Annotated in this window: 11 protein-coding genes and 2 tRNA genes; 10 read left to right on the top strand and 3 right to left on the bottom strand. The window is 30.9% G+C overall.

Translation table 11 applies throughout. From position 1 onward, the window contains the following. The 8 genes from G468_RS0103965 to G468_RS0104000 form a co-directional block, all read left to right on the top strand. Nucleotides 1–335 (top strand): MT-A70 family methyltransferase (locus G468_RS0103965; RefSeq protein WP_026822016.1); only part of this gene is annotated, 335 nt, incomplete at its 5' end. Continuing rightward, nucleotides 325–546, top strand: a complete 222-nt coding sequence (locus G468_RS0103970) for a hypothetical protein (RefSeq protein ID WP_026822017.1) — start codon at nucleotides 325–327, stop codon at nucleotides 544–546. The genes G468_RS0103965 and G468_RS0103970, both read left to right, overlap by 11 nt. 1 nt (nucleotide 547) lies before the next feature. Next, complete coding sequence (locus tag G468_RS0103975; RefSeq protein ID WP_026822018.1) at nucleotides 548–1,726, top strand: tyrosine-type recombinase/integrase; 1,179 nt, start codon at nucleotides 548–550, stop codon at nucleotides 1,724–1,726. A 464-nt stretch (nucleotides 1,727–2,190) separates the two neighbouring features. After that, entirely contained in the window at nucleotides 2,191–2,895 is a 705-nt protein-coding gene (locus G468_RS19625; protein WP_051296937.1) for a DUF2971 domain-containing protein, read from the top strand. A 79-nt stretch (nucleotides 2,896–2,974) separates the two neighbouring features. Beyond that, nucleotides 2,975–3,325 (top strand): Rap1a/Tai family immunity protein, encoded by a 351-nt coding sequence (locus G468_RS0103985; protein WP_026822019.1) that lies wholly within the window; start codon nucleotides 2,975–2,977, stop codon nucleotides 3,323–3,325. Nucleotides 3,326–4,584: 1,259 nt separating this feature from the next. Further along, nucleotides 4,585–4,803, top strand: coding sequence for a hypothetical protein (locus tag G468_RS19630; RefSeq protein WP_034249283.1), 219 nt, complete (start codon nucleotides 4,585–4,587; stop codon nucleotides 4,801–4,803). Between the two features lies 1 nt (nucleotide 4,804). Then, a complete protein-coding gene (locus G468_RS0103995) occupies nucleotides 4,805–5,590 on the top strand; it encodes a hypothetical protein (protein WP_026822020.1) in 786 nt (261 codons plus the stop codon). Nucleotides 5,591–6,276: 686 nt separating this feature from the next. Then, a complete protein-coding gene (locus G468_RS0104000) occupies nucleotides 6,277–6,513 on the top strand; it encodes a hypothetical protein (RefSeq protein WP_026822021.1) in 237 nt (78 codons plus the stop codon). A 352-nt stretch (nucleotides 6,514–6,865) separates the two neighbouring features. Here the strand turns inward: G468_RS0104000 and G468_RS0104005 are convergent. After that, a tRNA-Thr gene (locus G468_RS0104005) sits at nucleotides 6,866–6,941 on the bottom strand. A gap of 6 nt (nucleotides 6,942–6,947) precedes the next feature. Continuing rightward, nucleotides 6,948–7,035, bottom strand: a tRNA-Ser gene (locus G468_RS0104010). Between the two features lie 204 nt (nucleotides 7,036–7,239). Here G468_RS0104010 and rcsD point away from each other — a divergent pair. Together rcsD and rcsB are read left to right on the top strand one after the other, a co-directional pair. Then, nucleotides 7,240–9,945, top strand: a complete 2,706-nt coding sequence (gene rcsD / locus G468_RS0104015; RefSeq protein WP_026822022.1) for a phosphotransferase RcsD — start codon at nucleotides 7,240–7,242, stop codon at nucleotides 9,943–9,945. A 1-nt stretch (nucleotide 9,946) separates the two neighbouring features. Then, the gene (rcsB, locus tag G468_RS0104020; RefSeq protein WP_026822023.1) at nucleotides 9,947–10,594 is read left to right on the top strand and encodes a response regulator transcription factor RcsB; all 648 of its coding nucleotides are present in this window, start codon (nucleotides 9,947–9,949) and stop codon (nucleotides 10,592–10,594) included. A gap of 117 nt (nucleotides 10,595–10,711) precedes the next feature. On the opposite strand, the gene rcsC is transcribed toward rcsB, so the two are convergent. Continuing rightward, nucleotides 10,712–13,561 carry a two-component system sensor histidine kinase RcsC gene (gene rcsC, locus G468_RS19635; RefSeq protein ID WP_248604872.1) on the bottom strand — a complete coding sequence of 950 codons (2,850 nt, stop codon included), beginning with the start codon at nucleotides 13,559–13,561 and terminating at the stop codon, nucleotides 10,712–10,714. Nucleotides 13,562–13,573: the final 12 nt, after the last annotated feature.

A 13,573-nucleotide genomic window follows, 5' to 3' on the forward strand; every position in this document is an offset into this window, starting at 1 on the left:
ATGCTGATGACTTTCTGACATTACTCAATGCTGAAACACGCATGAATGGCGGTAACTACACCCGCAGTAATTCAGAAGATTGCTTAATTGCCATCAAGGGAAAAGGACTAGAACGCAAGGACGCTTCCATCAAACAAGTTATCTACGCCTGTCTCGGTGAACATAGCCAAAAACCAAAAGAAGTCCATTACCGATTAGAGAAACTTTACGGTGAGGTGAAACGTATCGAACTTTTTGCTCGTGACAAAGTGCAGGGCTGGGATCTATGGGGCAATGAAGCGCCTGAGAATAGTGTGAGTTTGTATAATACAAGGAGATTAAAAAATGCTCATTAATAATAACAAATTAATGAAAGCTAGTTTATGGGGTTCTCGTGAATTTGAAGAAGGCTCAATACCTGATAATAGAACAATTAAACGATGGATTGAAGTAGGAAAACTCAAGGGTAAGATCGTTGATGGTTCTATATGGGTTGTTTCATCTGAACGGTGGGGAACTGATTCTATTATCTCATCACATGTCAATGAATTAATACGAGATTCATAAAATGGCAGCTCGTCCAAGAAAGAGGGAGTATCGTAATCTCCCTGATTTTCTTTTCTTCGATAAATCAAAAAATATTTACAGATTAGTTTTAATAAATGGAAAAAAGAAAAATATCGGAAATGACAAAGCATTAGCTATTGCCATTGCTAGAGAATATAACAATATAATGCGGCCATTATTAAATATATCTATAAATTCTTTAATTCAAGAGTCAGGCGGTAAATTTGGCGAAGGACTACCATTTTCTGAACATGTTGAACATTTATTTAAGAGAATAGTAAAAGATGAAACCCCATCAATAACAACATTAGCTGATTGGAAGAATGATATAGAAAGAGTAAAAGAATTTTTTATTAATATTCTTTGCACAGAAATATCGCTTGAACATGTTAATGAATATATCAACAAATATCATGGGAACGCATCCGCTAACGTACAAAATAGAAAAGTTTCTTTTTTAAAAAAATTATTTAGCTACGCTATTGATGAATCTTTAATGCTAGATAATCCAGCAGAGCGAAAAAAACGCAGACGTACAGATAAAAAAGTTAGACACCGTTTATCTTTCGATGATTTCAAAAAAATTAGAAATGCCGCTGAACCATGGTTAAGAACTGCTATGGATCTTGCGTTACAAACCACTCAAGCAAGGTTAGAAGTCTCTCGTATAAGATACAATATCAAATCGCCACAAGAAGGTATTTGTGGATGTATATGGTATAAAGAACCTCAAAATAATATTTATGGAATGCTTTATATACATCGTCAAAAAGTTCAAGATAAAGAAGCATCACATATAGCTATACCTATTGGCGCTAAGCTAAAAGAAATAATTGATAATAGTCGTGATTCTATCGCAAGTCCGTATGTTGTCCATAGGCTTCCAATAAAAAGACCAAGCAAAATAAGTAGTGAGATTCATCACCCTACTCAAATCGCGCCTGATTACTTGAGCAGAGCATTTTCTAACTTGAGAGATCAACTAGGGGTAACAGCAAATTTAACATTAGCTGAAAGACCAACATTTCACGAAATTCGCGCATTAGCGGCACACTTGTTTAAAATTAATGGATTAGACCCTCAAGCAAGAATGGCACATAGTGACGCAAAGTCAACCAAAATATATACTCAGAACCATGTAGATTGGGTAGAAGTACCTCACGGAGAGATATCATTATGACGGGGAAAAACTCAATTTAAGTTATTGATGTATATAATGCATATATTGTAATTTATGCACTGTTTGTTTATACAGTCAAACTGCTATTTATATATTAAATATCAATGAGTTACATGATAATTAGTTGCCGTCATGGGGTGTCGGGGGTCGGAGGTTCAAATCCTCTCATGCCGACCAGCTTTTACCAAGAAAACCAATCAGTTATGATTGGTTTTTTTGTGTCTGAAATTTATGGGTGGTAAAACTGGGGTAAAATTGTGGTAAAATGACCGATAATTATTTGTGGTTTCCTGCTCTTTCATTAGCCGATCGCATCAAAGACTTCATATAAATCAATTTTCAAAATTTATAATCAAGTAAAATCAGTCAGTAGACTTGTTTCTGCCTGCTCCTATTTTTAATTAGCATGATGCAAAAATAGTTATCTACTCGATTTAATGATTTTTTCTCACTAGGAACTACTTATGGTTAACTTGTACTATTTTACATCAGCGGTACATGCAATAAGTAATATAGAAAATGACAGAATAAAAATATCTCGCTTTTCAGACCTAAATGACCCATTCGAATTACTAGGTGTCAATCGTGGAGATTTACATACTAGAAAAAAGCTGCAACGTCAGAAGAAAGAAATTAACAAAAAAGAAGGACTAATTTGCTTAAGTAAGAGTTGGCGCAACCCACTAATGTGGGGACACTATGCCGACAGACATAAAGGAATAGTTCTTGGTTTTGAAGTCAAAGATAGATTATGGGATATTAAGTATGAAAGCAAATTGATAGATGCTCCTATAGACTTGACTTACAATTTTGCGAAGAAAAAATTCATAAAAAAGCTTATGACAACTAAATTCAAAGATTGGGAGTACGAAAATGAGGTCAGAGTTTTTCAAAAACTATCTGGAACTGAATGTATAAAAGAGGGAGAAAATTATTTTAGGAACTTTAACGAAGACTTTATACTGAAAGAAGTAATTTTTGGCTCAATGTGCTCGTTATCTGACATGAAAGAAACGCTTAAACTTATTAAAAAACCAAGGTTTTCTTCAGTCGAAATCACAAAAGCTCGTATCGCATTTCAGGACTATAAAGTGGTGGTTAATAAAATTAAAACTAAAGAAATTAATCTGTTAAGGGAACAACTATTGAAAGAATCTACTGCAGTATAATTAAAACCTGTCATTTAATAATCATCATTGACGAAGTAATAAATCCTACCCTGTTTATCAGGGGGTTTGTGAGAAATGGATGAAAAAAATAATAAATATTTTTATGTTATTTTTATTGACTTATTGTTGTTATGCAAATGCTGATGTAAAAACGGGAAATGATTTATATAAATGGTTTAAAGCGTATGAACGTATAGAGAATGGGTCATCATCAATGAATGATGGTTATGATGCGGGATCATATTTAGGTTTTATGATAGGTATAGATGTTGCTAATAATTTATTTTATTGTTCTCCAGTTGATGCCCAAATGGGACAATTTGCAGATATAGTTGGTAAATATTTAAAAGATAATCCGCAAGAAAGAGAAAAACCAGCAATTACATTAGCGATTATGGCATTAAACAAAGTCTGGCCATGTAATACATAATATTTCATCTACATTCTTTTCCTGTCTTTGATGCTAGACAAAATTCGGTAGCCTTTTCACCAGAACATCTAACAAGAATTTATTGTTTATTTTACCTAAACATACTGTAATTAACCGCACAACATCCCTTATAGAATGTAAAAAAAAAGCCAGCTAAGCTGGCCAAAACACACAGGAAAAAATAATGATGTAAGGCAAATAGTTAAAATATAAAGCCAATCAACTGCTGTCAATAACGAAACATAACACAAATTTGCTCGAATATTGATCTGAAAACTAATTAGTATGATATTCATCACAGCTTAATACTCTAAATCACAAAAAAATGTAATTGTTCTGACCTAATGACAAACAACCAATGATAAATTGATATGGAGAATAATCTTCCTAATTTTTAGTATCATTCTGAATAAGACCTTTCATCTAATCAACCTAAGTAAATTATTTATTCGACATTTTAGTCAAACAAATCTTCATTTCATGATTAAAAGAGAAACGACTACAACCATCGTAGCTCGATTAACAGCCAAATGAAAATTGTACACTAAAAACTTTATAATAACGCGGGAGTCAAATCCGATAAACTCAACATTTATGTAACAAAAAAATACCTAAAGTTTTTGTTTGTAATCATGACTAATAAAATACTTGTTGAGATTAAATTATCAACTGCAATATTGCTAACATTAATAAATCTCTCAGAATAGCTTGGCTACTAATAACTAGTGAAAGATGGGTTCAAACCTAACATATAAACATATTATTTTTTATTACTTAACAATTGATAGACAGGCTAGTAAAGTAACTAAAAATTATAAATATGAATAATAATCTTTTAATTTTGAGCCATTTTTTCTACATTGATCATTTTTATTATATTAACTTAATAATAATATAAATTTTATACAAAAAGTCGTTATTTCAAAGGCAGTCAGAATATACTTAATATCGCCATTTCATCGAAATTTAATTTATTATTCTTTTATATGAGACAGTCCAACGTATCTCACTCAATTGCTGCTGGCTGTATCCTTCCATATGATTACACAATAAAATCAATAGGTTAATTCAAGCTGTTTTCTTTAACACATTAAATTATTTTTAATGCAACAGAAGTTAATACGTTGCGATAAATTTAACTGCCATGACTGAACGGTATACAAATTAACAGCAAAAAGTATATAATATTGTTTGATGCTTAAACCATCAAACAAGTAATCAATTAACTGATAAAAAGTCTGTGTTCATAGGTGGTTATTATGTCAACATTGCGGAATTGGATTACCAGATATTTTCCGAGTGATCATCAGAAAACGAGCAAAAGACAAAATGATAAAATTTCCGCATTTGTGCGTGTTGACAAAAGTGGTGCCGCTTATATCCCCTCTAATGAAATTGCAGCATTGCCCGAAGTAAAAGAAATGCAAAAGATGGCTAACTTAATAGTAAAACAGAAAAAAACGAGTACAAGGAAATAGCTTGTTAGCATTACTTCTTATTCCCATTTTAGTTAGCGGCTATATTATGATAGTCCAAAATCCCTACCACTACTTTAGATTACATCGGCACGATGGGCAGCTTTTATACCTAAAAGTAGCTACTTACGGTACTTTCTGCCTTTTTTGCGCCACGATAATTGCCGTATTAATTAAATTCTTTTTGCCAAATTTTCATTTGCTAGATCTGATTGCAAAAAACTTTATCCTAACTGGTGATGAAAAAAATGATCATATATATGCATTGTTAACATTATTATCAGTCACATCAATTTTATTTTCATGGGTATATGTTTTTATTGTTTGGATAAAAAACTATATACTTGGTTATTTTTACAGTAAAAAACATTTAGCAACTTACAATAAAATATGCCAAGCTAAAAATGCAAGAGTACTGAGAAAAACATTATCAAATGGTAGTATTGACTGCATGTTACTTGATGCTTTAGAGTCAACACCAAAACGTCCAGTATTGATAAACCTCGCTTCAAAGAAAGTTTACATTGGTATTATCAGCGGATTATCTGATCCAAACGAAAAAGAAGAACCAAATAAATATATCTCTTTCTTTCCCGTTATGTCCGGCTATCGAGACAAGGATACTCTGTTGTTAGAATTTACAAATGTATATCCTAACAAAATAAAGGATTTAAATATTGTTGTTTCTACTGACGAAATTTCTCATATCTCTTGGTTTGATTTTAAACTCTACAATAGTGTCAATAATTCAGCAGCAAAAGAAGAAAAAAGAAACACTAAATCTAATTAAAATATAGGATCAATAATGTCTATTTTTATCGTGTAACAATATTATTAGATTAGTTATAAAATAAGTACCAATAATATAATACACCATATTAGCAATTTATGTTAAACATAAAAGCAACATCATAGGTTATAATATTATTAAAAAATTCAAATAGTTAAATTAAGAAAGACGATAAATTATTAGATTTAAATAAAAATAAATTACTTTTCTCAAAATTATTTATTAAATTTTTTTATAATAAATTAAATTAATTTGTAAAATCTAAAACATATTTTAACCCATTTTAAAATTAATCAGCATAGGAATTTTTAATTATATTTTAACTGATCTAATTAGTAACATAGTATATGTTTAATTATTTTTTTTGAATTTTTAACCTTTGTCAATAAAAAAAGCACATTCGATTACCATATTAAGCAACTACTTTTAATTCTATACTGAATATTAATATGATTTTTCACATTGAAATTTAATATGACAATATTACTCATATTAAATACAAAACTTAATTTTTCTAAGTTTTTAAGATAGTTAAATAGCAAGTAAATAATAATCAATATAAAACTCTGGTAATATCATCTTATAGAGAAGAGTAATAAAATAATTAAAAATAAATTGATATTGTTAGTTTATGGTTGATAAACTTATTTTGTTTATTTCTAGCCTAAACGATAAAAGGAAAAATAGTGAAAAATTGCTTGAAAATATTATCTATCATCTGTTGCTCTCTTATTCAGGCATATTCATTTGCTAATGTGACCACTAGCAATAAAAACGCGGATGAATATATATATCACAAACATGCTTTTATTGCGGCATGTCATTATGATGATGAAATCGGAGAAAAATTTTGTTGGGATAAAAATGGTCTTGTCGATAACAGGGATATAAATATCTTAGCTACGGACCAAAGTAAACAGTGAAATTGCTATAATTATTCATAACAATATTATTACATTACTTTTAATTATACCACCGTGGTGGCAAGCTTAAAATAGAGATTATTTAACATGCCGCTTAACATCAAATTCAAATATTTAACAGCTTCACTTAAATGATTTTAAGATATAAATCAAGATAGCTTAGACAACTAATACTCTTTTCAAGCGTGTGAACTTGATTGAAATGAAACGAAAGACTGAGGGACTTTACAGATATGCCTATCAACTTATATAGGTATCGGCAATAAATAGATATTTATGCTATAAAAGCATCCCAGAAATATCCCACTTACCTTAAGGTATTGTGGGACATACTGAGTAGCTTTGACTTATTTGGTGCCGGCTACCGGAGTCGAACTGGTGACCTACTGATTACAAGTCAGTTGCTCTACCAACTGAGCTAAGCCGGCGAAATTTGGCGGAAGGATAGAGATTCGAACTCTAGGATGGTTTCCCATCGGCGGTTTTCAAGACCGCTGCCTTCGACCGCTCGGCCATCCTTCCATGGCGCGGAATTATGGCGAAATGTGATGACCTTGTCTAGACCTTAATATAAAAAAATATTATTTTTTTTATCATTTGTTCAAAGTTTGATCACTAAAATTATACTATGCGAAATTACCTGTTAAAATAATAAGACAGAATTGTTTAAATAGTAATCAGAACACTGATTTTTTCATGTTTAATAAAAAGGCGCCTCTTCTACCAATGGATTATAATCAACCAAATTTACAACTTTCATCGCTAACTCGCTTTTTTATAATTTTTATCAGCTCGCTTGTATTATTGTTATGTTTATTTGCCTACAATTACTTTCATAACTGGATCAATAATAGTCAAAATGCGCTTAGTAACATCACTAAACAACTTGAATATGAAATTGAAGATTATCGTTATTACGCAAGTCAGCTCTATTATATTGCTAATGATGGTGAAGATGAAACTAAGAGTGATACCCCTTTACCAATAAAATTACGCCCTGATATTTTTTGGATCAATAACTATGAGCGGCATGTCGACGCAATTATTTTTGGCCGCCAAAATAATACGAATATCAATCTGGCATATAAATTATCTAACTATATGGGCATAATATGGGGCGCTAAAAATGAATTTAGTTCGATGTACTATCTTAATGGTCCAGATAATACACTTTTGTTGGTAACTACTCATTCGATACTAAAACCCGAGATACGCTATAAAGAGAGTTATTTAACTTTAACCGCAGAAGAAAAACGCTCTGAAATGTTGACATTATCATCGGCAATAGACAAACGAGAAAGTTTGTCCGATATTCATCCTACACGCCCTGATAATTCATATTATTATACTTACCGCACGATGTTTAACTCACCTTGCCAATTAACCACCATTATAACTTTTGAATTACCGATAAATTTATTACTCTCAAAAAATATAAATCCTGAATATTTATCAATTGCTTTTTCAAATGACATCATGCACAACAATGGAAACCCAGTTGATATTGAATTTAATGGCCTTTCACTACAATTTATGCAGCCTATTCCCGGAACAACTTATCAGATAGTCTATCAATTACCAATTAAGGATGTTTTATGGGATCTTTTATACAATAACTTGTGGGCCATAATTGCCATTTGTTTTTTTACTACTATTTCTATTGTCGGCAGCTTACACATTAGGACGCGTTTTATTGCTCCTAATCATAATATGTTTCACGAGATACAAATTACAAACACAATTAGCAACTATATTATTTCAAACATTCCTACTGGTTTTCTACTTTATAATTTTTCTACTAATCGCAAAATTATGAGTAATGGAATCGCTGACCTGCTTTTACCCCATATGGACTTGATACGTATTCGTGATATGGCAATCCAGCATCATGGTGCTATTCAAATTTCAATTGAAGATACTATCTATGAAATAAAATTAATAAATAATCAATTATTAGATAATACTTATATGTTTTTTATTCATGATCAAGATAAAGAAGCACTAACAAATAAAAAATTATTGTTGGCTAAACATGAGTATGAAAAAAATATTCAAGTCCGTCGCTCGATGTTGTCTAACATGTGTAAAGAGATCCAGACTCCCATCATAGAAATTAATAGCCTTATTCACCAACTCAAAAACACTGCTGATAATCAAAACATAAAATATTTAATTAATGAATTATTAATTAGGACACATTATATTGTTAACTGGATTGATAATATTGCTCTACTCAATACTATTGAATCTGGTGAGTGGAAGTTAGAGCAGCCAAATGAATTTAAAGCTGCCTCAATCGCTGAGATGATGAATAAAATACTAAAAGAAAAAATATCACTGATTATTAATAAAGGTCTTTCACTTTACTATCATAATAATTTAAATTATGAACAACATATCACCACAAATAATAACGCTTTATTTAAAATAATTTCACTTTTATTGAGTTATTCAATCAATACAACTAATTTTGGTAAAATTACTGTTATTGTGAACTATGAAACTAAGCGTCTATCCTTTGAAATTATTGATAGTGGTATAGGACTTAATGCAATGGATCTGGCAAACATTCACATGCCTTTTGCTAGCTCAACAAATAATGATGAAACCCTATCCAATTCAGGAATGACATTTTATCTCTGTCACCAACTATGTTACCGTATGAAAGGCGAATTTTTCATAAAAAGCAAAGTTGGGATCGGTTCTCATTATACCGTGACATTACCCTTAGAATTAGAAAATGAACAAAGTTCCAAGCCATTACCTCTTCTTGATGGTGTTAATATACTTCTTGATATTAGAAATCCTGAAATTCATAAAATTATCCAGCAACATTTAATGACTTATGGCGCTCATTATTCTGATATAGGCAAAAATAATTGTTATTCGTCCTATGATTTCTTTATAACTGATTATAAAAAAGAATATGATAAACCAATAATTTATCTTGTTGATAATATTATTAATTATAGAGTAGTAAAACAAAATTTGATAAAATGTAATTTCAATTTTAATGATGAACTTATTAATGCAATTTCTATCTTAATCGAAGATAATTTGATTACAGAACAAGAATCAACAGATAAATCAATATTTACTATCATCAATCATAACAATAATTCAGATCCTATAATCCTTGAGGATTATAAAAAAGAGCTTTCTGATAGTGACTATCGTAATTTATTCCTTACTACAGTACCTATAGATATTAATAAGCTGTATACTAACCAAGAAAAAGGTAACTTAAAAAAACTAAAAGATACAGCACATAGACTAAAAGGTGTTTTTGCTATGCTAAACTTCGAGCTTCTAAAAAAAGCATGTGAACAATTAGAACAGCACATAGCAGATAATAATGAATTTGAGATTTTAAATAGCATTAGAGATATTGATATCTTTATCAAAAAACTAATGCCAGAGGGCAACCAATAAAATGAATAACCTTAATGTCATTATCGCTGATGATCATCCTATTGTACTATTTGGTATACGAAAATCTCTTGAGCAAATCGAGGGAATTAATTTGGTTGGTCAATTTGAAGACTCCACATCTCTTATCAATAATATATCTAAACTTAATGCAGATATTCTAATTACTGATCTTTCGATGCCTGGTGATAAATACGGTGATGGAATTACATTAATTAAATATATTAAACGACACTATCCCAATCTATCAATCATTGTCCTTACCATGAATAATAATCCTGCAATATTAAGTGCTGTGTTAGATTTAGATATAGAAGGGATCGTTTTGAAACAAGGAGCACCTGCTGATTTACCAAAAGCATTATCAGCCTTACAAAAAGGAAAAAAATTCACTCCTGAAAATGTATCGAAATTATTGGAGAAAGTTAATGCGAATGGTTATGGCGATAAACGTTTATCCCCGAAAGAAAGTGAAGTGCTGCGCCTATTTGCGGAAGGTTTCTTAGTCACCGAAATTGCAAAAAAACTTAATCGAAGTATTAAAACAATTAGTAGCCAAAAAAAGTCGGCTATGCTAAAACTCGGTGTTGAAAATGATATAGCATTATTAAATTATCTTTCTTCAGTCACAATCGAGAAAGAAATTAACTAGTAATGTGATAGTAAATAAAAAACTGATTGATCCTAATCTTAATAGGTAATGAATAAGATTAATCGGTTTTCCATCAGTTTTTATAAATTAATAACCATTTGAATATTATAATAGTACTTAATTATTATTTTCTTGGGTTGCTAACATGTTAGCATTGCAACACTTCAACAGCGATTGCTTTAGTTTTTTTAATGTAACTGGTTTGGATAGGCAGTCATCCATTCCTACACTTAAACAACGCTGCTTTTCTTCTGCCATTGCATTTGCCGTTAGAGCAACGATAGGGATCGCATACCCTTCTTCTCGAATTAACTTTGTCAAACCATAGCCATCAAGATTAGGCATATTCACATCTGTCAAAACAATATCGATATTATTTTGTCGCACACAATCCAAAGCTATTAGCCCATCTTCAGCGAGTACTATATTAAAGCCTATTGATTTCAGTTGGTCGGCTAGTAAACTCCGATTAATCGGATGATCATCAACAATCAATACCGTAAGAAAACATAATTTTTTATCTGGTAGCGATATTATTGAAGATTGATTAGCAACTTCTTGCTCACTATTTTCCATCACTAATTGATCAATAAAACTAGCCAACATATCAAGTTGGTAAGTATTATGAAACCAATCATTTTTCGCATTTTCCAGTGGTTCACCGATAAAAGTTGAAAATAACCTAAGCATAAACTTACTTTCAGCCACTAAGTTTTCGGAATCGGTGATAATCAAATCATAGAGTTTATCTTTACTGTGTTCATCCCAAATTGTTGTTAAATTAAAACCATTGTAGTTTAAATAAGTTTGAAGATAAGCTCGCAGATGATGATTAAAAAAATACAAACCGATACGAAAATTTTGCCGATATTCCGGCTGCTTATAAGTCACATATTGACTATCAAACAAAGGCAACCTGACGGTAAAACTACTACCGATACCAACCTGACTGTTAACTTCAATATCGCCATCCATTAAGTTAATTAACTTTTCACATATAGGTAAGCCCAAACCGGTTCCCTGGGAAAAACTTTCATTATTGACTTTAATTTGAAAGAAAGGATCAAAAAGTTGCATCAATATATTATCAGGTATACCAATTCCTGTATCCCTAATTTCAATATAAATATAAAAATCTTTTATAAAAATATTTAACAGAATAAAACCAGTTTTTGTAAATTTAATCGCATTACTTAGAATATTAGAGATAATTTGCTGTACTCGAACCGAATCAGCATTAATGATATCGGGTACATCAGGATCGATATAGTAAAAAATGGAAAGACCCTTTTTGCCTATTAGCGGAATATAATTTGAAATAATAAATGAGAAAACTTCACGACAATTAAATGGTGCCGGATCAATATTAAGTTGCTTAGATTCAATTTTTGAAAAATCTAAAATATCATTAATTATTTTTAATAACAATGATGAAGAGTGATCCATTGTCGTCAATAGACGATCAGCTTGAATGGGTAATTCATAAGATTGTAATAACTCTAAATTACCGATAATGCCATAAAGTGGAGTTCGTAATTCATGACTGACTGTTGCTAAAAACATAGATTTGGCTTGATTAGCTTGCTCTGATGCCTGCGCCATATTATGTAAAGAGTTTTCCATTTGAACACGGGCACTGATATCAACCAGAACACAAATGGCGACTTCCTTATTTTGATAACGAGAAATAACATAACTTATTTGTAGATGAGTATGGCTGGTAGTAACTACATCAATATAGCTACTAGATTTATCTTGGATAATTGAGAGGATACGGGTTTTATCGTCATGGCTTAATAATCGAAAATAATCATGGGCAAGTTCATTACTCAATATATTAACACCATCAACCAGGCGTAAAATAATAATACCCACCGGCGCTGACGCTACTATTTTATGATTAAATTGTTCATGTTCTTCTAAACGAATGGCATTATTTTCTGCCGGTAATAACATCTTCCTTTCTAATAGCCAGATTAAAAAAGTAATTATAATAAATGAGATTATATTTAACAGTATGCCGTTTATAATTGACAGCTTAAACTCATTAAGAACATCACTAATAGGCACAGAAAAAACGACACTTAATAACGAAGGTAGTAAGCGGTTTTTATAAATTAATCGACTAAAATCATTATCATAACCAAAATGAAAGGTTTCTAATTGATAAACATAATCATCAGATCTTAAATTGCTATCATAAGGAAAATGTAAAACTAATCTATTATTTGCATTTAAAACAAAGGTACTTATTGGTCTTTCATAGCGTAGATTAAACTGCTCCAAGCGTATTGAGCGTTCTAAACCAATTAAACCAATCAAAGTCCCTTTATCATAAATAGGCGCTAATATGTAGAAAGAACCATTATCAGTTCCTGAGGCTGGTGTGATCCAATAAATATTTTGTTCTCTTCCTTGGGCTCGCAAACTCATATAAGTTCGCATATTTTCATGAATTATTTTTTTTAACGATTGAAGACTGGTAGAACTGTTTCGGATAGCGAGATCAATCATACAGTTACTTTCTGGACCAACAATAAAAACTGTTTTTAAGCCTTGTGGTGGCACAATATTATTTCGCCAAAAAGAGAATAATTGATTAAATGCAATTAAGTAATTCTTTGATGTTTCATGCAATTTACTACAATCTGCATCTGCCGTTAGGGGTAAAAAGGTGAAATTAAGTTGTTTCGGTAATACGGGCATATAATAAGGATCTACCGCTAATTTTTCGATATGGCTATCTACCATATATTGTATTGATCTCAGAGTCTTATCTGTATAATGTACGTATTCAACCATACTGTCATAAGTGGATGTATACTGTTGATGGATATTAGATTTAACTTTATTAAAGATATTAAATAGATAAAAAAGTGTGATTACTGCTCCCATTACCCACAGCATAACGCCCAAAGTACGGAACAAATAGCGAGAAATTTTCAATGACGTTCTAAATGAAGATATATATCTCAAACA

It is taken from the genome of Arsenophonus nasoniae DSM 15247 (assembly GCF_000429565.1).
Taxonomy (GTDB): domain Bacteria; phylum Pseudomonadota; class Gammaproteobacteria; order Enterobacterales; family Enterobacteriaceae; genus Arsenophonus; species Arsenophonus nasoniae.

What these genes read in the sequence shown, in the direction of transcription:
- rcsB (WP_026822023.1), top strand. Translation starts at nt 9,947, where the DNA reads ATGAATAACCTTAATGTCATTATCGCTGATGATCATCCTATTGTACTA.
- G468_RS0103975 (WP_026822018.1), top strand. Translation starts at nt 548, where the DNA reads ATGGCAGCTCGTCCAAGAAAGAGGGAGTATCGTAATCTCCCTGATTTT.
- G468_RS0103985 (WP_026822019.1), top strand. Translation starts at nt 2,975, where the DNA reads ATGAAAAAAATAATAAATATTTTTATGTTATTTTTATTGACTTATTGT.
- G468_RS19630 (WP_034249283.1), top strand. Translation starts at nt 4,585, where the DNA reads ATGTCAACATTGCGGAATTGGATTACCAGATATTTTCCGAGTGATCAT.
- G468_RS19625 (WP_051296937.1), top strand. Translation starts at nt 2,191, where the DNA reads ATGGTTAACTTGTACTATTTTACATCAGCGGTACATGCAATAAGTAAT.
- G468_RS0103970 (WP_026822017.1), top strand. Translation starts at nt 325, where the DNA reads ATGCTCATTAATAATAACAAATTAATGAAAGCTAGTTTATGGGGTTCT.
- rcsD (WP_026822022.1), top strand. Translation starts at nt 7,240, where the DNA reads ATGGATTATAATCAACCAAATTTACAACTTTCATCGCTAACTCGCTTT.